This is a genomic window from Streptococcus sp. IsoGale022, from assembly GCF_031142805.1.
GTDB classification, from domain to species: domain Bacteria; phylum Bacillota; class Bacilli; order Lactobacillales; family Streptococcaceae; genus Streptococcus; species Streptococcus sanguinis_A.
This window is the reverse complement of record NZ_JAKZJI010000021.1, coordinates 1-20,088: the sequence shown is the minus strand read 5'-3', so window position 1 is coordinate 20,088 and position 20,088 is coordinate 1. Positions and strand designations below refer to the sequence as shown.

Below are 20,088 nucleotides of genomic sequence, written 5' to 3'. Positions count from 1 at the left end.
TATAAACTTTTCCTTGCCTCTTGTAAAACCCAGCCATAAGGTTTACAATAGATTTATGATTAAAATTGAAACCGTATTAGATATTTTAAAAGAAGACCATAATTTTCGTGATATTGTTAAAGACGGAGAATACTTCTTCTCCTACGGCGGCTTGACTTTCGATAGTATCAGCTATGACAGCAGGGAAGCGGATGCCTCTACCCTCTTTTTTGTCAAGGGTGAGGCTTTTAAGAAAGAATTTCTAGAAAAAGCCGTCACAGCTGGCCTGCGCTTTTATATCAGCGAGACAGACTTTCAAGTGGGCATTCCGGTCCTCTTGGTCAACGATGTCAAGCAGGCCATGAGTCTCTTAGCCATGGAATTTTACGACCATCCTGAGAAAAAGCTCAAACTGCTAGCCTTTACAGGCACCAAGGGCAAGACAACTACAGCTTATTTTGCCTATCAAATCCTTTCCCAAAGTCATCGGCCTGCCCTGCTCTCGACTATGAATACCACTTTGGATGGCGAGACCTTCTTCAAGTCAACTCTGACCACACCAGAGAGTCTGGATCTCATTAAAATGATGGCCCAAGCCCTTTCTAATGATCGGACTCATCTCATCATGGAAGTTTCCAGTCAGGCTTATCTCAAGAAAAGGGTTTATGGCCTTACCTTTGATGTGGGTGTCTTTCTCAATATCAGCCCCGACCATATCGGTCCTATCGAGCATCCGACCTTTGAAGATTACTTCTACAATAAGCGGCTCTTGATGGACAATAGCCGAGCAGTTATCGTGAATAGCGGCATGGACCATTTCCAAATCGTGAAAGAGCAAGTCGCTTCTATGGAACACGATTTCTATGGAGCAGACTCTAGCAACACCATCACGGATTCTCAGGCTTTCAGCTTTGAAGCTGCTGGTAAATTAGCTGGCCGCTACGATATCCAGCTCATCGGCTGCTTCAATCAGGAAAATGCAGTAGCAGCTGGTCTTGCCTGTCTGCGTCTGGGTGCTAGCCTCGAAGACATCAAAAAAGGAATTGCCGAAACCCGAGTCCCAGGCCGTATGGAAGTTCTGACTCAGAAAAACGGCGCCAAGGTCTTCGTTGACTATGCCCACAATGGCGTCAGTCTAAGCAACCTACTGTCTGTGGTACAGGAACACCAGAAAGGCAAGATTATTCTCCTTTTGGGTGCTACTGGCAACAAGGGTGAAAGCCGCCGCAAAGACTTCGGTCTCCTACTTAATCAGCATCCTAAGCTGACCGTTATCCTAACCGCGGACGACCCCAACTATGAAGATCCTCTAGCCATTGCGGAGGAAATCGCATCCTACATCTCCTATCCAGTGGAAAAAATAGCCGACCGTGAAGAAGCCATCAAAAAAGCTCTCAGTCTGACGGATCAAGAGGGAGATGCCGTCATTCTAGCTGGTAAAGGAGCGGATGCTTACCAGATCGTAGAAGGAGAAAAAGTAGCCTATCCAGGAGACTATGCCCTAGCAGAAAAGTATTTATAATAAAAAGGCGAGCATATCGCCTTTTTATTATTGTTTTGTAAAAATTACCGCCATTTAATCAGAACATACATCAAGCTGGAGCCAAACATATCCGCCAAGGCGTGCATGAGAAAGAAAGGCAGGAGGTTCTTGACCTTGTACTTGTATAGGAAATAGTAAAAGAGACCATACACCACTCCGATAACCAAGGCCCAAAGCATGCCCTGATAGGTATGGAAAGAAATCCGAATGATAGTAGAGTAGGCCAGCGCCCACCACTTATACTTATCCTTAACAGAGGTCATAAGACCCAGAAAGAAGAATTCCTCATAGAAGCCATTGAGAAGTCCGTAGAGAATAGCCATAGGTGTCAGTTCAGCAAATTTCCTAAAAATTTCTAGCAAATCTACATAAGACCAAAGAGTTGGATCAAAGTAATTATACTCGCCGCTCAGCGTCGTTACAATATCACCAAAGAACCCTACCACTACAAAAATAAGAGGAGTCCAAAGGAGAACCGACCAGCTCATACGGATGGGAACCTGCTTAAAGTCAAAGCACCGAAGTAATAGATAAAGAATGGTCAAGACCAGCATCAGTAGCTGAAAATTGAAATTGCTAGAAAAAGCCGCTCCCTCGCTGGCTGTATTGGTCGCCGTTTCAGTCGCTCCTGCGCTGGAAGCTGGTGCAAAGCTAGCTAGATAAAGCTCCGTTGAGCGGTAAATAAACTGCCCAAACATAAGCAGGGTGATCACAGCAATATCAAACCACCTCAACTCTTTCAAAGGCTTTGAGGGGCGTAGGTGCGTCAATAGTTTCATCATCTTTCCTTTCACCACCTGTAAATTCATATTACCATTGCAGGTTCTTTTTTATATTTCTATCCTAGCATGAAAAGCTTAAATTTTTATTATTTACAATTTTATAAAACTTTTTTATTGCTGTTTACTGATATCTGTTCCGTTTTTCATCTACAAACAGAAGGTGGAAAAAAGATTTCATCTCTACTTGGAAAGGAAAAAAGAGAGTTAAATTTTAACTCTCTTCTCACTATTCTTATTTATCCAAGCTGTTTTTGATACCTTCAACGGCACCTTCTACAGCTTCTTTAGCATCTTCAGCAACTTCTTTGGCTTTAGCAACTGTTTTTTCTACAAAGCCTTCTGCTTCTGTCTTGTTATCTCCTGTAACTTTGCCCACGCCTTCTTTAACAGCGCCCTTAGCTTGATCGAATTTATTTTCTAGTGACATATGATTGCCTCCATTCTTTTTTACAGTATCTGATACCGTTTACAGTAGTATAAGTTTTTTCTTTTCAAAGGTCAACTATTCTGCTCATTCTATGGGAGAATCAGTCAAGCTGGAAAGTCAATCTCTCCTTGTCAAAGCTGGCCTGCAACTCATACTTTCCTACTTCGTTTTGCCGGATATAGCCCAAGATTACTAGGCTATCGACAAAAATGTCCCGCCGCTTCTGCATGAGCTCATCCTTGCGAACATACTTGAGAAGAAAGGTCGTCATATACTTGAGTGCATATTCTGGATTGACATCGCCCAAGACAGCATAGAGGGGCTTTTGTGCCTCAGACAGCGGATATTGGCGTTGCATCTTGTAAAAATAATTAGCCAAGGTCAGCTTATCTCGCAGAAAATCTGTATCTTCCAGCAAGACCGCCGCATTTGTCTGATTGGAAAGTTGGGTCTCAAAGCGCAGCTCCAACAATTCCTGATAGAGGGGACTATCATCACGGATAAAGACCTCCTGATCCAAACGCAAGTCCTCCAAACTTTCCACAAAAGGCAGCGTCAGATAATATCGCTTGTTCTCTCGCCGGATGTAGCCAGCTTTGATATACTCTTCTATCGAGCGGTCAATATTAGCCACACCCTCAAACTCTCGCTTAATCTCACGTAGAATCACCGCCTCATGCTGATCCAAATAATCAATCAGCTCCTGAAAAAAAGGCTGGCGCGTCAAACGGCTGGGATTGATGATTTTAATCATGGAGTTCTCCTTTGTAGATGAGTTTTCTTGACTGAGCCAACTGGCTAGGATTCGTCCCAGGCTGACCTATGGGAACCGTTAAGCCCAAATCCCGATAATACTCCTGCCAAAAATCAGAAATCAGATTTTCCTCATCGCCAAACTGCATAGGAATCGTATCAAAAATCGGCAAAATTTCCGCAATATACTCCGAACAGTAAAAACCATCGGACTGAGGATAAAAGCTGAAATTGTATGACTTTCCTAGATGTAATTTGGCCCTTTTAAAGACAGCATCTGCTTCAATAGCTGGATAGCGGTACACGTCATAAACATCCTCATCCTGCAAAAAATCAGACAAGTCTTGATTGACAACACCCTTCTCATCGGTTGCATGAAAAATCTCACCATTAAAAAAGATGGCCACGTGGCTGTATGAGCCAGTCGCTGCTCGGATTGCTGCAGCAATTTCTGAAGATCCGACTGTAAAAATCAAATCTCCGTCTTGTAAATCTTGAATCTTCATTTCTCTCGTCTATCAAAAAAGGAGCCGAAACTCCTTTTTAGTATGAGGGGAATAGCCCCCATCTAGTAACCTATTTCGTCAAATGAGCTCTTTAAGCATTAAAACTTGCTGTCAGTTGAGGCACCACTTGCTTCTTACGAGAAACAGCGCCTGCTAGGAAAGCATGATTATTCTCAAGAGCAAAGTTAAAGGCTGCTTCGACCTTGTCCATATTGCTTCCGATAGCTAAAATTTCTGAGTTTGAGTTGATAATATCTGTAATCATCAAGACAAAGTCAGAGTAGCCATTATCAGAAATTGCTTTTTCAATAGCAGCTTCGATTTCTGCCTGACGCTCCAAAACTTCGGCAATATCAACAGTGTTGACTTGTGCTACACGGACATTGTTTCCGTTCAGCTCAAAGGTTTTAGCATCAATGTCAATCAATTCTTCTGCAGACTTGCTAGCCAAGTTTGTACCTGCCTTGAGCATAGCCAAACCATACTCTTCTATGTTGACACCAGCTAGCTCAGCCAATTCTGGTGCAATGGCCTTGTCAGTCAGATGAGTTGTTGGTGACTTGAGCAAGAGAGTATCAGAGATCAAACCAGACAGCATCAATCCTGCAATCTCTTTTGGAACTGCTACGCCGTGCTCCTTGAACATGCGGTAAACAATAGAGGAAGCAGATCCCACTGGCTCCAAGCGCATGTAGAGGGGACTAGCTGTTTCAAAGTTGCCTACACGGTGGTGGTCCACCACGCCATAAACTTCAACTTCTGTAATATCTGCCACAGACTGCTGGAATTCATTGTGGTCTGTCAGGATAACTTGCTCAGCTCCCTCTGCCTTTGCAGATGTAATCACGCGCGGTGCAGCCACGCCAAAGTAATCCAAAACAAAGGCTGTTTCTTCATTAGGATCACCCAGAGCAACAACTTCTGTATCCAAGCCATAAGCTTCACGAGCCAAGTAAGCAAAAGCGTAAGATGAACCAATGGCATCTGAATCAGGATTTTGGTGACCGAAAACTAAAATTTTAGACATGATAAACCTCTTCTTTTATATAATGTTTATTGCATTTATTTTACCACAATTACAGGCATTTCACAAAAGCAGAAGGACATTTTCTTAAGAAAAATGGACCGGTTAGCCCACCAGCCCATTAATTCATACTTAAAGTAGATTAGTTACTATGCACCCGATTCATATACTCTGTATAGGATTCAGTCTGCATGAGTTCCTTGGCATTCTTGACCCGATCAGCTGTCGGAGGCTTAACACCTTCCAGCTTGTAAGGGATGCCCAGCTCCCGCCATTTGAATTCTCCCATGGTATGGTAAGGTAGAATTTCAAACTTATCAACATTCTTCAGCGTCTTTACAAATTTACCCAGCTCAATCAGGTCATCATCGCGGTCGGTCAATCCAGGAACCAAAACATGGCGTATCCAGACTGGCTTTCCAATGTCAGACAGGTACTTGGCACAAGCCAAAATATTCTTGTTGGTCTGACTGGTCACAATTTTGTGCTGTTCTTCGTTAATCTCCTTGATATCCAGCAGAACAAGGTCAGTGACTGCCATAAGCTTGTCAAATTTTTTCAGATAGCGAGGCGTATTTCTGAAGGGCAGGGCACAGGTATCCAAAGTACAGTGGATGCCCAGCTCCTTAGCCTTGGTAAAGAGGGCAATCAGAAAATCAATCTGCAGCAAAGCTTCTCCTCCGCTGACGGTGATGCCGCCTTTGTTGCCCCAGAAGCCCTTATAACGGAGAGCTTCTTGCAAGACATCGTCCACCGTCCGCAGCTGAGATTTGTTGGTCTCCATCTCCCATGTGTCCGGATTATGGCAATACTGGCAGCGCATATGGCAGCCCTGCAAAAAGACAATAAAACGGATGCCCGGTCCATCCACAGCTCCAAAACTTTCGGTGGAGTGGACCATGCCCGTTACCTTTCCATAATCAACTGCTTCTTCAATTTTCTCTTCAACCATCGCGCAACCTCTTAACTCTGAAAACGTTTTATAACTAACTACATTATAACATGATTAAAGCAAAAATAGACTTAATTTGCCTATTTTTTAGAAAACAAACTGTTTTTCAGTTTCATTTTCAGTGTTTTACAACAGATAAAACTTTAGGGCGAAAGCAGTAGGCAAAAAAATCAGGGCAGAATCTTTATTCCACCCTGATTTCACTTTTTAAATTGTTTTTAGTTAATTTCTGCTTCTCTTTTTAAGAGTAAAAGCAAACATCAGCAGGGTCAATCCCAAGACTGCCCAGCCGCTGTTATTTTGGCCGGTCTGCGGGAGTCCCTTCTTCTTGCTGCTAGCTGTCTGACCTTGTCCAGTTTGATTGGACGATGGAGGATTGGTCTGAGACGGAGCTCCTTGTTCTACTGCTACAGTAGATTGTCCAGTTGATTGAGACGGTTGGGAGCTGTCAGATGTTGAAGCTGCGACATCCTTAGAAAAGTCAAGCTGAACCACTACTGGATCATGGTCTGAAGCTCTGCCATGTTCCTCCATGAAAGAGGCATTGATATGGACAGGTGCAAAGACTGCCTTGCCTGCTAGGTTCTTCGAAATGAAAATGTTATCCAAGCTTTGGTTGCTGCCGCGGTAGAAGTAGGAATAACGGTCAGCCGCGTCATGTTCCTGCATGAGATTAATGAGTTCATTGCCCGCCAGTGCTTTAGCTGTTTCGGAAAATTCAAAATCGTTAAAATCACCAGTCAGCACAAACTTAAGGTTAGGGTTCTGTCTCAACCCTTCCTGAACAAAGCTATTTAAAATTTTAGCCTGTTCTATCCGGGCTGCCTGCGTATGCTGAACCGCTGGCTGAGCGGAGCCATAAACGGCATCATCCCCAATCTTGGACTTCAAATGATTGGCGATAACGACGATATGCTGTCCCTTAAATTCAAACTCAGCTGCCAAGGATTTACGAACCTTGGTAAAGGCTGGATTTGTTGGATTAATCCGGGCAGGATTCTTAACCAAATGGCCACCGGAAAAGCTAGCTGCTTCGTCACTCGTACCGGCTTCTTTTTCGACTAACTTCACTCGATTTGGATCGTAGAGAAAGGCCACGCGGATATTAGAGCCAGGCTTGCCGCCATCTTGACCGTCAAGTGGGGCAACTTCGGTATACTTGTAAGTTTTACCGCCCAGTTCTTTGATGCGGGCCGCTAGTTTCTCGCCGCTTTTGACACCGCTGGTCGTTCCGTCATTAACGCTGCCATTTTCATCTTGAACCTCAATGAGCGTAATGATATCTGGACTGTGGATTTCATTGATAAAGGAATTAGCGATTCTAGTCACTTTTTCCTCAGGTGTTTCACCTTTTTTAGCATTAGCTGAAAAATTCTCGATATTGTAGGAAGCAATAGTCAACTTGTCCTCGCTTGGATAGATAGGAGAGACCTGTCTCTGCAAGCCACCGTTCACCAAATCAGGCAGCTGAGTCGGCTCCAACTTGTAAATCTTCCCACGATAAGTCACGACTCCGACCACATCACCATTGAAATAATCCTTGGCCTTGGCAATGAATTTATTGCCAACATAGACTGGAATGGTTGCTGTATTTTGAGCGTTTGGACGAAGATTAAGACCTCCGATATTGTTTAGCGGTAAGGCTTGGTAGCCTTCCGGCAAGAGATAAATATCTCCACGGTACTGCGGGCCTAAAACGCGGGGCCTCTTCACCGTCGTCAACATTCCTTCTAAACTTTCCCAGTAGTCCAACGCTTCACTTTGAGGTTGATAGTTATTAATATCGTTATCGACCGTATCCTGAGGCATGTTGGCTACGATGTCTACTGGAGCAGGCAAGTCAGCCTTGCCTTCCTTGGTCACCTTGGAAGCGATAAGCATGGTGACAGTCAAGCTATCGCTTGGCTTGTTGAAAGTCTGCCCCTGACGAACGCTGAGCTCTTCCATGTAGCCTTCTTTGACGCGTCCTTCAAGACTAAGTTTGTCACCGACATCGACTTTTTCTTTAGAAACAACATAAAGAGCATCAGAAGTCCTGCTATTTCCATCAGGAGTCACGTCTTGAACATAAAAACCATAGCGGTCTGTTTTCGTCACAACTACATTGGAAACTTGAACCTCTTTGTCCTCATAGGGAGAGGCTTGTGATTCTCCCTGAATGGTTCCTACATTAGGCACAACTTCTGGTCCGCTAGCTGCAGCCTGTACTGCAGCAGGGGCCTGGTCTGCCTTTTCCACTGTCTCTGTAGAAGCTGGCCTTGACTCTCCCGATTCTGCAGATGGACTCTCAGCTTGACTGGCAACCGACGCATCGCTTACAGTTGGATTCTCTGTAAGAGCTGCCGCATCTGAAGTTGACGAACTTACTGCTTCTTCTGCTCCGACCGGTCGGACAGAAAAAAGCAGGGACAGAAAAGCAGCTAGCAAAACCACTGTGGGGAAGAGCTGCTTGTAAGAAACTTGTTTTTTCATGAACTTCTCCTTTTCTGTATAAATGTATATTATCCTATTTAATTTTTATTATAAAGAAAAGAATCAAATTTTGCAAAGGCTTTCTTAAAATTCTGTATTAGTTTCTCTTACTTCAGAAAAATACTTGCCTAGACTGGCCCAACACAGAAAAAAGAATCTGGAATTTTTTCCAGATTCTTTCGAGACTTTAGTTTTCACCTATTAAGATTGCCAAGGTTTCGTATGGCTGCAGGGTCATCACATGGTCAATCTGAGTCTTGCCGTAGTTGGATAGGAGAACCTGACCATTTTGATAATCCGGCAGGGTGTCCACTGTAATCGGATCTGCATAAAAGTTGTTAAGGACTAAAAGTTTTTGACCTTGCCACTCCCGCTCAAAAGCATAGACCTGAGGACTGTCCTCATAGGCTGGCTGATAGCTGCCCTCTGCGATGATAGGTAGTTCCTTACGCAGGGCAATCAATTTCTGATAAAAGGTAAAGATCGGTCCCTTGATTTCATTTTCCACATTGATAAGAGGATAGGATTTGCCCACCTTCAGCCATGGAGTTCCTGTTGTAAAACCTGCATTGACTGAATCATTCCACTGCATAGGCGTCCGAGAATTATCACGAGATTTAGCCTTGATAATCCTGAATGCTGCTTCTGGCGATTGACCTTCAGCAAGCAAACTCTGGTAAGCATTGAGAGACTCGACATCCACATAATCTTCCATGGAGTCATAGTCAGGATCCACCATGCCAATCTCCTCACCCATGTAGATGTAAGGTGTCCCGCGCGACAGATGAATACTGGCTGCCAACATGGTTGCCCCTTCATTGCGGAAATTCTCTACATCGACAAAGCGGTTGAGAGCTCGCGGCTGATCATGGTTGTTCCAAAAGAGAGCCGACCAGCCTTCATGATTACTCATTTCCTTGCCCCAAGTATGGAAGAGGCGTTTTAATTCTTCAAAGTCAAAAGCCTTAAGCGTCCACTTCTGTCCAGCTTCATAGTCCACCTTGAGATGATGGAAATTAAAAGCCATAGATAGCTCCTGCCGATCTGGATCCGTGTAAAGAATGCAATTTTCAATCGTCGTAGCACTCATTTCGCCAACCGTCATAAAGGAATCATCCTGCCCGAAGGTCGCTTCGTTCATCATACGCAGATAGTCATGCACGATTGGCTTATCAGTATAGGCTGGCTTGCCCTCCTGTTCTGGACAGTCCGTCAGCACCTCATCTTTTCCGATGACGTTGATGACATCAAAGCGGAAGCCCTTGACTCCTTTGTCTCGCCAAAAATTCACCACTTTAAAGAGCTCTTGACGAACATTGGGGTTGCGCCAGTTAAGATCAGCTTGAGTCACATCATAGAGATGCAGATAATATTTGCCCGTATCGCCAAATGGCGCCCAGGCACTGCCGCCAAACTTGGACAGCCAGTCCGTTGGCTCATCCCGCAAGATAAAGAAGTCCTGATAGTAGGAATCACCAGCCAGCGCCTTTTGGAACCACTCATGCTCAATCGAGCAGTGGTTAAGCACCATGTCCAGCATAAAGTCAATACCATGCTGCTGGCCAACCTTTACCATCTCTTCAAAATCTGCCATATCTCCAAAGATAGGGTCTACCGCAGTGTAATCAGAAATATCGTAACCATTGTCCCGCTGCGGACTCGGATAGAATGGATTGAGCCAGATCATGTCCACTCCCAGCTCTTTCAGGTAAGGAAGTTTTTCAATAATCCCTCGAAAATCTCCCAAACCGTTGCCAGACGTGTCTTTAAAAGATTTTGGATAGATCTGGTAGACAACCTTTGTTTTATCAAGTGTCATATTTTCTCCTTTTTTTGAGAAAAGGGACAGATTTTAAAGAACCGTCCCTTTCTATAGTCATTTCATTTTTCTTTAAAGTGGCTTAGCGTTCATCAACTGGCTTCCTCGCTCAACTGCCCGAGGAAGTTGTTCAAGCTCCTCCACCTGATAACTGTCTGAGTTTGTAATGATGACTAGTGTTTCCGTTACATAGCCCGCTTTCTTGATCATGTCTATATCAAAGGAAATGAGTTTGTCGCCAACCTTGACCTTATCTCCCTGAGACACATAACCTTCAAAGCCTTTGCCTTCCAGATTGACAGTGTCCATTCCGATATGTATGAGGATTTCAACCCCTTCATCTGACAAGATGCCAATTGCATGCTTGGTTGGGAAGAAGACTGTTACTCTACCATTGACTGGTGAAACCAACTCACCTTGGCTAGGAACAATGACAACTCCACACCCCATCAAACCTTGTGCAAAGACAGGATCCGTTGCCTGACTCAATTCTTTTACTTCTCCTGCCAGCGGACTAGTAATCGTTACAGGAGCTGATAAATCAGCTGCTTTCACCTCTGGAGATGACTCGGCTTTGGAAGTCCCAGCAAATTCTGCCTCTTCCTGAGCTGCAAATTCTGCCTGCAATTCTGGATCTTCCTCTGTCTTCGTTAAGAAGCCTGTCTTGTGGAAGAAGAAAGTCAGGAACATTGGTACAAGAATTGCTACAAACATAACTCCTGCAAATGGAATCATATATTTTGCTTGGATAGAAAGGATACCTGGTAAACCACCAATACCAATGGCATTTGCTGTTATATTAAAGGTTACAGAAAGCAGACCCGCAATAGACGAACCAATCATTCCCGCAACAAATGGATAAACGTACTTGACATTGACCCCGAAGAGAGCAGGCTCAGTAACACCAAGGTAAGCTGAAATGGTAGCAGGCAGGGAAATTTGCGCTTCCCGCTCATCATGGCGTTTAATAAGGTAATAAGCAAATACAGCTGAACCTTGAGCGATATTGGACAGAGCAATCATTGGCCAAAGACCAGTACCACCAGCATCAGCTACCAACTGAGTATCAATGGCATTGGTCATATGGTGAAGACCTGTGATAACAAATGGAGCATAAAGAGCACCAAATACTGCGCCAAAGAGCCATTTAACTGGACCAGTTAAACCTGCAAGTACAACTGTTGAAAGCCCCTGACCGATTGTCCAACCGATAGGACCCAAGACAGTATGAGCCAGAATCAGAGCTGGAATCAATGATAAGAATGGCACAAAAATCATAGACACTACTTCCGGAATATGTTTACGCCAAAAGATTTCCAGATAAGATAGAGATAAACCTGCTAAAAGGGCTGGAATAACCTGAGCTTGATAACCAACACGATTGACAGTGAAGAAACCGAAATCCCAAACCCAGTCCTTAGCGATTTCAGCTGCTGGTGTCGATGCTACTGAATAAGCATTGAGCAATTGTGGGGACACCAAACAGATTCCCAAGACAATCCCAAGAATTTGGCTAGTTCCCATTTTACGAGAAACAGACCAAGTGATTCCAACTGGCAGGAATTGGAAAATTGCTTCTCCCGGAAGCCACAAGAAATGGTTTATTCCAGACCAGAATTTGGATACCTCTGTGATTGTTTTCCCATCCAACATAGACCAATGCACGCCCTCAAGGACATTGCGGAAGCCAAGGATTAACCCTCCGACAATCAAAGCTGGAATAATCGGTGTAAAAATTTCCGCCAGAGTGGCCATAACCCGCTGAAGGGGATTTTGGTTGCTCTTAGCAGCAGACTTTGCTGCTTCTTTTGATACCCCCTCAATACCTGAAACAGCAGTGAAGTCATTGTAAAAGATTGGCACATCATTTCCAATGATAACTTGGAATTGCCCTGCATTTGTGAAAGTTCCCTTGACCACTGGGATTGCCTCAATAGCCTTGACATTGGCCTTTTTACCGTCGCCAAGTACAAAGCGCATCCGCGTTGCGCAGTGGCTAACTGCTGTGACATTCTCTTTGCCGCCGATTGCATCTAGCAGATCTTTAGCTTCCTTCTCAAATTTTCCCATTTGACTACTAGCTGAATGAGAATCCAGCACTCTCCTTATATTTTTTTACGAGTCGGTTTTTCAACACACTCCTACAAATTATTGTAATCGATTTCAAAGATGTAGGCAAGTTGTTTGTTGAAAAAAGCCCTCATTTTTGATAAAATTTTCTAGGTTGTATGCAAAAAAGAAAACAAGTGGAGTCTATGATGAAGAAATACAAACAATTATTCAAACAGATTGAGAAAGATATTTTAGAGGAACGTTATGCAGTCGGAGACTTCTTGCCCAGCGAACATCAGCTGACAGAAGACTATCAGGTTAGCCGCGACACAGTCCGCAAGGCTCTGGCCCTGCTGCAGGAAGAAGGATTGATTGAAAAGGTCCGCGGACAGGGTTCTAAAGTCATCAAGCATGAACAGTTTGACTTTCCTGTGTCTAAGCTGACCAGCTATCAAGAAGTAGTCCAGCAGAATAATATGCAGTCCAAAACCAATGTTGTCAGCTTGGAAAAGATTACCGTAGATCAGAAACTGTCGGACATCACTGGCTTCCCTCCCTACCGACTGGTTTGGCGAATCATCCGTCAGCGCGTTGTAGACCAAATCGCCTCGGTCTTAGATATTGACTATTTAGACAAGGGTATCGTCCCTCATTTGACAAGGGAAACCGCTGAGCAGTCCATTTATGCCTATTTGGAAAATGATTTAAAGCTCAATATCGCTTATGCCAAGAAGGAATTTACCATTGACCACGCCAATGACCGAGACAAGATTCTCATGGACCTAGGCAAGGACCAGCAGGTCGTCTCTGTCAAGTCTCAGGTCTATCTGGCAGACGGCCGCCAGTTTCAATATACCGAGAGCCGCCACAAGCTAGACAAATTTCGCTTTGTAGATTTTGCTAAGAGACAAAAAGAATGATGAGCAGTTCTTTGTAGATAAAAAATCACCTCTGCCAGCTGGATGGCAGAGGTGATTTCTTTTATGAGTAGTCTAAGGCTGCCTTGTTTTGGAGCGACAAAGAGCCTCAAAATTTCTTTATACTTGTTTTAGGAGATTTATATGAAAAAATTAGTTAAGGGCTTCTGCTGCTTTTTAAATGTTACTGATTCTTATTACTTCCTTTCCTGCTTTTGCGCCTGTGAGAATGTCAATACTTGCTTATCATATAGAGTAACTTTAGATGTCATTGGACTGTCCTCATTTCTATTTTGATGGTATTAGTATAATCCCAGAAACTTAAGACAGACTTATAAAAAACTTGAAGGAAACTTAAAAGGCTGAGTTTATTTCTCAGCCTTTTCTGCTTCTTCAATAATGTCAGAAATTTCAACTTTCACCTTCGTAACACGGCCATTTTTAACCTTGTCATTGGTTAAAATGAGTTGCTTATTCTGACTTTCGACTTCGTAGCTAATACGTTCTTTGGGATCTGGAATAGTCCCTACACAAGTCAAGTAATAACCAGCTATCGTATCCACATCGTCGCTTTCGATTTCGACTTCAAAGTATTCATTAAAGTCATTGAGGGTCATGGTTCCTAAGACAATGTAGGTGTTCTCGCCGATTTCATGGACTTCGATTTCAGCCTTGTCAGTCTCATCATCTATCTCACCGACAATCTCCTCCAAGAGGTCTTCCAGTGTAACCAGACCAGCCATTCCGCCATACTCATCCAAGAGAATCGCCATTTGATTTTGCGTGTTGCGAAGCTCCTTGAGCAAATCATCGACAAACATGGTTTCCGGTACAAAGAGTGGTTCCTGCAGAATCTTACGCAGAACGATATTGTCAAAACCATTGATGAATCCTTCATTGAGCAGTCGCTTGGTATGAATCAGACCGATGACATTGTCCTTATCCCCATCATAGACAGGAATCCGCGAGAAACTCTGCTTGAGAATGCTTTCGATGATTTCCTTGGTATCGTCCTGAATGTCCACCATAAAGGCATCCGTCCGCGGCACCATCAGTTCACGCGCCATCAGCTCATCCAGAGAGAAAATCCCCTGCAGCATCTCAATCTCGTCCGCATCCAAGGTCTCCTCACTCTTGGTCAGCATATACTCAATCTCGTCCCGGGTCATCTTTTCGTCTGCATCATCAAACTTCATCGGCGTTATCCGGCTCAGCAGGTTGGTTGATGCTGACAGCAACCAGACGAAGGGGCTGACAATCTTACCAAGAAAAATAATGACCGGCGCTGCCCGCACAGCTAGATTATCTTTCAGGTTCATGGCAATGCGCTTAGGATAAAGCTCGCCCAAAACAATGGAAATATAGGTCAGCAGCACCAGAGCCAAGAAAGTTCCGATAGCACGTGCAGTTTCGGAATTTCCCATCCAAGAAGAGAAAAGTTTTCCCAGATTATCCGCAAAGCTGGCCCCAGACAGGATATTGATAACCGTAATCCCAACCTGAATAGTTGATAAGAAGTTATTGGGGCTTTCCAAGACAGCTAAGAGCCGGATATACTTGAGGTCGCCCTCCTCAGCCTTTTGCTCCACACGCGCCCGATTGAGCGATACCATTGCCATCTCAGCAGCTGAGAAAAAGGCATTTAACAAAGTCAATATAAACAGTAATAAGGCTTGCCATAACATGTTCTGACTGCCAGGGTCTTCCATTGATTCTTTCTCCTCGAAATGTATAAGTAAATCTGATTATATCATATTTTTAAATTTAGTGCACAGGAAATGAAAATAAGACGGAAGAGCCTTCTTCCGTCTTATTTTCTGGTCTTGAGATTCCTGAATCGATTGATTCCCAAACTCATCTTTATTTATTAATAATCCCAAACTCTTCGTTCTTCTTTTGCTGCTGGGCTTCCTTGTGATTGTCATAGAGATTGGCCAGGAATTTGGCGATTTCCTTGAGGATAGAATAGGTCGGGATTGCCACAATCATCCCCAGAACGCCATAGATATTGCTGGATAAGAGCAAGAGCACCATGATAGTAATAGGATGGACTTTCATCACACCGCCAACGATACGGGGATAGAGGATATTGCCATCGACCTGCTGGATAATCAGCATGTAAATCAAGGCCGCCACCATCTTCTGAGGATCCGTAAAGGCATAAGTAACGACCATGGGAATCAAGCCGATACTCGGTCCTACATAGGGGATTAGATTAGCCAGACTGGAGAAAATAGCAAAGACCAAAGCGTACTTGAGCCCAATCACGCTATAGCCAATATAGGCCAGAGCACCGATAATCAGGGCATCGATTGAAATCCCGCTGATATAGCGGGCAACAGTAGCGTTGAGATTGGTCAGCAAGCTTGAGATATTGAGCTTATCGCGCTTGAGGACTGTCCGCTCCAGCATGGGCAAAAGCTTATGGCCGTCCATGAGGAAATAAACCAAGAAAATCGGTGTCATAATCAAAATCATCAGCGTATTGACGACTGCCGATAGAACGCTGCCCAGACTGTTGGTCACACTGTTAAGGATATTTTGCAGAATATCCACATAAGACAGGTTGAGCTGCTGGATGGTGGACTGGATATTCAGATTTCGAAAGAGCGGATTTTTAGATAATTGATTGACAAAACTTTGAATTTCCCAATAAAGGCCTTGCGTTGAATTAATCAAGCTGCTCAGCTGATTAATCAAAATCGGCAAGAGGTAAATAACGCCCAAAGCGATCAAGCCAAACAGAAGGCTGAGCGTCATCAGAATTCCAATCATTCGGTTGATTTTGAGCTTGTCCTGGAGAAATTTCACCAGTGGATTCGTAATATAGTAAAGAAATCCTCCCACAAGAAAGGGAATCAAGATTGTATTCACAACGCTAACAATCGGGGTTATCATATCACCCATCTGGCGCCAGATAAAGAAAATAATTGTTAGCAAAAGGACCTCACTGGTCCAAAACATCAGCTTACTTTTATGAAACATTTGACTCCTCCTATCAGTTATTTTACCATAAATTTTGTTATAATAAAGGAGATTTAACGAAAGAAAGAGTAAAAATGGAAAAGATTATCAAACTGGAAAATGTAAGCTTGGCTAAACAAGGCCGAACCATCTTAAAAGATCTCAACTGGCAGGTGAAAAAGGGGGAGCATTGGGCTATTCTCGGTCTCAACGGTTCTGGAAAATCTACTCTTCTGCGCCTGCTCATGGCTGAGCATTGGAAGACTCAGGGCAAGGTAACAGTTCTCGGTACGGAATTTGGCGCCGGCAACATTCCTCAGCTGCGAACTAAGATTGGAGTAGTCGGCTCCTTCATTGCTGAGCGTCTGCCCAGCCATCTCACTGCCGAAGAAATCGTTCTGACAGGCAAGTATAAAAGCAGTATTCTCTATGCTCCTTACGGTCAAACTGAGCTGAATCAAGCTAGGGAAATGCTGGCTTCCATTGGCGGGCAAGAATTGATTGGCCGAAGCTACGCCAGTCTGTCTCAAGGGGAAAAGCAGCTCTTGCTGATTGCGCGCAGTCTCATGGAAAAGCCAGAACTGCTTATCTTAGACGAAGCGACCAGCGGTCTGGATCTCTTTGCCCGCGAGCGCCTGCTGGATCAAATTGGTAAGATTACACAGATGAATCAGGCTCCAACCATCCTCTATGTCACCCACCATGTAGAGGAAATCACTGCTGCTATGGATCATGTCCTGCTCCTAAAAGAAGGAGAGACTATTGCCCAAGGTCCTAAAGAAGACATTCTTCAAAAAGAGGTCATGGATCGATTTTATCCCCAACCAGTCAAGCTGATTGAGCTGGGAGAAGACCGCTATTTCGTCAAGGTGGAGGTCAGGTCCTCATGAAGCAATTTTCTAATACCATCTTCAACCTAGGCTACTTCCTGATTCTGACCATGACTGCGATTGCCTTACTTTTCCTGTCTGGACAGATTCTGCTGTCCCATACTTACATCCCTTTAAGGATTGCTGAAGGGGTCCAATTCGTCAGTAATCCTTGGTATTTCTACCCTATACTCTTACTTTTTCTCCTCAGCCTCTTTTTAATCCGGCCCCTGTTGGAAAAGGTTCAGACCAAGCATCTTTTTTGGTTTTTGTCCTTCCTCTTTATAGCAGCAGCGATTTTTCTGATAACGGCCTACGATGGCCGCATCCGAGCTGACGCCAAGCATGTTTTCAATGCAGCGTTGGCCTTTAACCGAGGAGATTACAGCTCGCTGACAACCGTCGGAAGCTACATGTATCGTAATCCCCATCAGCTAGGACTGATGACTCTGGAGCGACTTTATGCTTTTATTTCTCCAACGACTCAGTTTGCCTTTAGCATGAATGTCGTCTGGACTTTACTCACTCATTTATTGATTTATAAGATTACAGCTCTCCTCACTACCAGAGAAATGATTCAGAAATACACGATTCTGCTGACCTTTCTCTTTCTACCACAGCTCTTTTTCGTCCTCTTTGTCTACGGTACCATTCCCGGGCTCTTCTTCTGTCTGCTCAGTCTCTATGCTTTTATCAAGTTGGAGCAGAAAGGAAATTTACTCTATGCTTTGCTGGGAGCGGCCAGTATCAGTCTGGCCTGCCTCCTGCGCAACAACTACATCATCTTTGCCATCATGCTGATTGGAGTCTGCTTCCTGTCCATTTTTTATAAATGGTCTTGGAAGAAACCACTGACTATCATCTTGATTTTAGCTGGCATTGTCCTTTCAAACAAGGGACTGACTGCCTACTATGAGCAGCTGATTGGGGACAAGATTGGTGTCGGTACCCCAAAAATCGCCTACATCACTATGGGCCTGCGGGATGATCCCAATCGGCAGACCTTGGGAGGCTGGTACGATGCCTACAATACCAAGATTCTCAAGCGCAACAAATACGATGAAAAATTGGCTACAGAAATGGCCACTCGGGATTTGAAGGACATTTTGATTCACTTCAGCAAGCATCCGGCTTATGCGCTGAAATTCTTCTACGAAAAGGTCAAGTCGACCTGGACTGAGCCAACTTTTCAGTCTATTTGGACTGGACCTCAGATTGAGCGCCAGCAATACATGAAACCAACTATCCTACGCAGCATTTATGAGGAAAGAAAAGGTTATCAGATTGTTAATTTCCTGCTCTTAACCCTGCTAGCCAGCATCTATCTGCTCTCCTGCTTCTTTATCCTGCATAAATTTTTCGTTGCCGAGGAAAAGCTGACGCCTTTCGACCTCTATCCCTTCATCTTTCTATTGGGGGGGCGGCCTCTTCCACTTCTTCTGGGAAACCAAGAGCCAGTATGTCTATATCTATGTCCTCCTTCTCATCCCTTCCGCCGCTCAATCCTTAGTCGACCTGAGCGATTGGTGGAAGAACAAAGGAAAAGGGAAATCAACAGACCAGCTTGAGAAAAACCTATAAAACTTGAACACTTGATAAGAATTTCTTATAATTTTATAGGGATATTAAGTGACACAAAGTTGAATTTGTAACTGAAACTTTTTAGATTTTACGAAGGGAGAATAGTGATTTATGTTTTCAATATTAGGTGCAGTATTATTTGGAATTATAGCAATTATGACAGTTCTTGTTGCTTGCGGTCTGCCTTTGGGCGAATATACAATGGGTGGACAACATAAAATCTTACCTAAGAAATTTAGACTTGCGGCAGTCATTTCGATAGCTATTCAAATTTTTGCCATGATCATTATTTTGCAAGCCGGAGGTTTTATTCCCCTGTGGCTGTCTTTCAAGGTTACTAAATATATTTGTTTCTTCTTTGCCGCTTACCTATCCTTGAATACGATTATGAACATGATTTCAAAAAGTAAGAAAGAAAAATATGTTATGACTCCGATTTCACTTATAGCCGGAATATGTTTTTGGATAACAGCATTTCAGATGTAGCATTTGAAATGAAGATAATCTACAGTGCTTCAAATTGGAATTTGTAGAGGTGAGAAAAATGTAATGGCAACACATTCAACTTAAATCGAAATAGTATAAAATTACGAGGAGATTATAAGATGAACAATTATATAAAATTAAATGAAGATAGATGGAATAATGTAAAAAATGACTATACTGAGCCATTGACACATGAAGAATTAGAAGAAGTTAGAAAACATCCAATTTCTGTTGCATTAACTGTTGGGAAAAAAGTTCCAAAAGAATGGTTTGAAAAAGCAAACGGAAAAAAGATATTAGGTTTAGCTTGTGGTGGTGGACAGCAGGGGCCAGTTTTTGCTATAAAAGGTTATGATGTCACCATAATGGATTTTTCTAAATCACAATTACAAAGAGATGAGTTGGTTGCTAAAAGAGAAGGCTTAAAAATCAACACAGTTCAAGGCGATATGACAAAATCATTTCCATTTGAAAATGAAACCTTTGATATTATTTTTAATCCAGTTTCAAATGTATATATAGAAGATTTAAAAAACATGTATAAAGAAGCTTCTCGAGTATTGAAAAAGGGTGGACTATTAATGGTCGGATTTATGAACCCTTGGATATATATGTATGATGCTGACACCGTATGGGACAAACCCGATGAGGAATTACTTTTAAAGTTTTCAATACCTTTTAATTCAAAAGAGCTTGAAGAGGAAGGCAAGATAACCATAAATCCAGAATATGGATATGAATTTAGCCATACCTTAGAAAGTCAGATTAGAGGACAACTCAAAAATGGTCTCGCTATGATAGATTTTTATGAATCGTGTGACAAAAGACATAGATTATCACGCTATGGAAATGACTATATAGCTACACTTTGCATTAAACTATAATGTTATAGAACGTACTTTAGGAGAATAGTCCGTTTTATTTTCCGTAAGGGTTAGAATCTAAAAATCCCAGTTTGTCTA

The 20,088-nt window shown here is 43.2% G+C and carries 16 protein-coding genes and 1 pseudogene; 6 read left to right on the top strand and 11 right to left on the bottom strand.

Annotated features, from left to right (window positions below):
- The first annotated feature begins 55 nt into the window (after positions 1 to 55).
- Entirely contained in the window at positions 56 to 1,501 is a 1,446-nt protein-coding gene (locus RG608_RS10120) for a UDP-N-acetylmuramoyl-L-alanyl-D-glutamate--L-lysine ligase (protein ID WP_268687203.1), read from the top strand.
- A gap of 44 nt (positions 1,502 to 1,545) precedes the next feature.
- Here the strand turns inward: RG608_RS10120 and RG608_RS10115 are convergent, their stop codons facing one another.
- The 9 genes from RG608_RS10115 to treP form a co-directional block, all read right to left on the bottom strand.
- Positions 1,546 to 2,301 carry a CPBP family intramembrane glutamic endopeptidase gene (locus tag RG608_RS10115; RefSeq protein ID WP_268687255.1) on the bottom strand — a complete coding sequence of 252 codons (756 nt, stop codon included), beginning with the start codon at positions 2,299 to 2,301 and terminating at the stop codon, positions 1,546 to 1,548.
- A gap of 235 nt (positions 2,302 to 2,536) precedes the next feature.
- Positions 2,537 to 2,731, bottom strand: a complete 195-nt coding sequence (locus tag RG608_RS10110) for a CsbD family protein (protein ID WP_002894655.1) — start codon at positions 2,729 to 2,731, stop codon at positions 2,537 to 2,539.
- A 100-nt stretch (positions 2,732 to 2,831) separates the two neighbouring features.
- On the bottom strand, positions 2,832 to 3,485 hold the full coding sequence (locus tag RG608_RS10105; protein WP_268687204.1) for a DUF1803 domain-containing protein: 654 nt from the start codon (positions 3,483 to 3,485) through the stop codon (positions 2,832 to 2,834).
- The gene (locus RG608_RS10100; protein ID WP_268687205.1) at positions 3,478 to 3,990 is read right to left on the bottom strand and encodes a YiiX/YebB-like N1pC/P60 family cysteine hydrolase; all 513 of its coding nucleotides are present in this window, start codon (positions 3,988 to 3,990) and stop codon (positions 3,478 to 3,480) included. Before RG608_RS10100 ends, RG608_RS10105 begins: the two co-directional genes overlap by 8 nt.
- Positions 3,991 to 4,081: 91 nt before the next feature.
- Positions 4,082 to 5,017: a manganese-dependent inorganic pyrophosphatase gene (locus tag RG608_RS10095; protein WP_268687206.1), complete on the bottom strand. Its 936-nt coding sequence runs from the start codon at positions 5,015 to 5,017 to the stop codon at positions 4,082 to 4,084.
- 139 nt (positions 5,018 to 5,156) lie between these two features.
- Positions 5,157 to 5,966 (bottom strand): pyruvate formate-lyase-activating protein, encoded by an 810-nt coding sequence (pflA, locus tag RG608_RS10090; RefSeq protein ID WP_125341026.1) that lies wholly within the window; start codon positions 5,964 to 5,966, stop codon positions 5,157 to 5,159.
- Positions 5,967 to 6,188: 222 nt separating this feature from the next.
- On the bottom strand, positions 6,189 to 8,438 hold the full coding sequence (locus RG608_RS10085) for an endonuclease/exonuclease/phosphatase family protein (RefSeq protein WP_268687207.1): 2,250 nt from the start codon (positions 8,436 to 8,438) through the stop codon (positions 6,189 to 6,191).
- Positions 8,439 to 8,625: 187 nt separating this feature from the next.
- Entirely contained in the window at positions 8,626 to 10,257 is a 1,632-nt protein-coding gene (gene treC / locus RG608_RS10080) for an alpha,alpha-phosphotrehalase (protein WP_268687208.1), read from the bottom strand.
- 72 nt (positions 10,258 to 10,329) lie between these two features.
- Positions 10,330 to 12,327: a PTS system trehalose-specific EIIBC component gene (gene treP / locus RG608_RS10075; RefSeq protein ID WP_268687209.1), complete on the bottom strand. Its 1,998-nt coding sequence runs from the start codon at positions 12,325 to 12,327 to the stop codon at positions 10,330 to 10,332.
- A gap of 188 nt (positions 12,328 to 12,515) precedes the next feature.
- Between treP and treR the strand changes: the two genes are divergently transcribed.
- A complete protein-coding gene (gene treR, locus RG608_RS10070) occupies positions 12,516 to 13,229 on the top strand; it encodes a trehalose operon repressor (RefSeq protein ID WP_308946939.1) in 714 nt (237 codons plus the stop codon).
- A gap of 365 nt (positions 13,230 to 13,594) precedes the next feature.
- Here the strand turns inward: treR and RG608_RS10065 are convergent, their stop codons facing one another.
- Positions 13,595 to 14,935 (bottom strand): hemolysin family protein, encoded by a 1,341-nt coding sequence (locus tag RG608_RS10065; protein ID WP_002897050.1) that lies wholly within the window; start codon positions 14,933 to 14,935, stop codon positions 13,595 to 13,597.
- A 151-nt stretch (positions 14,936 to 15,086) separates the two neighbouring features.
- Positions 15,087 to 16,211 (bottom strand): AI-2E family transporter, encoded by a 1,125-nt coding sequence (locus tag RG608_RS10060; RefSeq protein WP_268687211.1) that lies wholly within the window; start codon positions 16,209 to 16,211, stop codon positions 15,087 to 15,089.
- A 74-nt stretch (positions 16,212 to 16,285) separates the two neighbouring features.
- Between RG608_RS10060 and RG608_RS10055 the strand changes: the two genes are divergently transcribed.
- The 4 genes and pseudogenes from RG608_RS10055 to RG608_RS10040 all read left to right on the top strand — a co-directional run bounded on the left by RG608_RS10055 (position 16,286) and on the right by RG608_RS10040 (position 20,010).
- Positions 16,286 to 17,080 (top strand): ABC transporter ATP-binding protein, encoded by a 795-nt coding sequence (locus tag RG608_RS10055; protein ID WP_268687212.1) that lies wholly within the window; start codon positions 16,286 to 16,288, stop codon positions 17,078 to 17,080.
- Positions 17,077 to 18,640, top strand: a pseudogene (locus tag RG608_RS10050) (ArnT family glycosyltransferase). Before RG608_RS10055 ends, RG608_RS10050 begins: the two are co-directional and overlap by 4 nt.
- A 111-nt stretch (positions 18,641 to 18,751) precedes the next feature.
- On the top strand, positions 18,752 to 19,126 hold the full coding sequence (locus tag RG608_RS10045; RefSeq protein ID WP_002905901.1) for a hypothetical protein: 375 nt from the start codon (positions 18,752 to 18,754) through the stop codon (positions 19,124 to 19,126).
- A gap of 119 nt (positions 19,127 to 19,245) precedes the next feature.
- Positions 19,246 to 20,010, top strand: coding sequence for a class I SAM-dependent methyltransferase (locus RG608_RS10040; RefSeq protein ID WP_268687214.1), 765 nt, complete (start codon positions 19,246 to 19,248; stop codon positions 20,008 to 20,010).
- Positions 20,011 to 20,088: the final 78 nt, after the last annotated feature.

What these genes read in the sequence shown, in the direction of transcription:
- RG608_RS10105 (WP_268687204.1), bottom strand. Translation starts at nt 3,485, where the DNA reads ATGATTAAAATCATCAATCCCAGCCGTTTGACGCGCCAGCCTTTTTTT.
- RG608_RS10110 (WP_002894655.1), bottom strand. Translation starts at nt 2,731, where the DNA reads ATGTCACTAGAAAATAAATTCGATCAAGCTAAGGGCGCTGTTAAAGAA.
- RG608_RS10085 (WP_268687207.1), bottom strand. Translation starts at nt 8,438, where the DNA reads ATGAAAAAACAAGTTTCTTACAAGCAGCTCTTCCCCACAGTGGTTTTG.
- RG608_RS10115 (WP_268687255.1), bottom strand. Translation starts at nt 2,301, where the DNA reads ATGAAACTATTGACGCACCTACGCCCCTCAAAGCCTTTGAAAGAGTTG.
- RG608_RS10100 (WP_268687205.1), bottom strand. Translation starts at nt 3,990, where the DNA reads ATGAAGATTCAAGATTTACAAGACGGAGATTTGATTTTTACAGTCGGA.
- RG608_RS10040 (WP_268687214.1), top strand. Translation starts at nt 19,246, where the DNA reads ATGAACAATTATATAAAATTAAATGAAGATAGATGGAATAATGTAAAA.
- RG608_RS10120 (WP_268687203.1), top strand. Translation starts at nt 56, where the DNA reads ATGATTAAAATTGAAACCGTATTAGATATTTTAAAAGAAGACCATAAT.
- pflA (WP_125341026.1), bottom strand. Translation starts at nt 5,966, where the DNA reads ATGGTTGAAGAGAAAATTGAAGAAGCAGTTGATTATGGAAAGGTAACG.
- treR (WP_308946939.1), top strand. Translation starts at nt 12,516, where the DNA reads ATGAAGAAATACAAACAATTATTCAAACAGATTGAGAAAGATATTTTA.
- treC (WP_268687208.1), bottom strand. Translation starts at nt 10,257, where the DNA reads ATGACACTTGATAAAACAAAGGTTGTCTACCAGATCTATCCAAAATCT.
- RG608_RS10045 (WP_002905901.1), top strand. Translation starts at nt 18,752, where the DNA reads ATGTTTTCAATATTAGGTGCAGTATTATTTGGAATTATAGCAATTATG.
- RG608_RS10065 (WP_002897050.1), bottom strand. Translation starts at nt 14,935, where the DNA reads ATGGAAGACCCTGGCAGTCAGAACATGTTATGGCAAGCCTTATTACTG.
- treP (WP_268687209.1), bottom strand. Translation starts at nt 12,327, where the DNA reads ATGGGAAAATTTGAGAAGGAAGCTAAAGATCTGCTAGATGCAATCGGC.
- RG608_RS10095 (WP_268687206.1), bottom strand. Translation starts at nt 5,017, where the DNA reads ATGTCTAAAATTTTAGTTTTCGGTCACCAAAATCCTGATTCAGATGCC.
- RG608_RS10055 (WP_268687212.1), top strand. Translation starts at nt 16,286, where the DNA reads ATGGAAAAGATTATCAAACTGGAAAATGTAAGCTTGGCTAAACAAGGC.
- RG608_RS10060 (WP_268687211.1), bottom strand. Translation starts at nt 16,211, where the DNA reads ATGTTTCATAAAAGTAAGCTGATGTTTTGGACCAGTGAGGTCCTTTTG.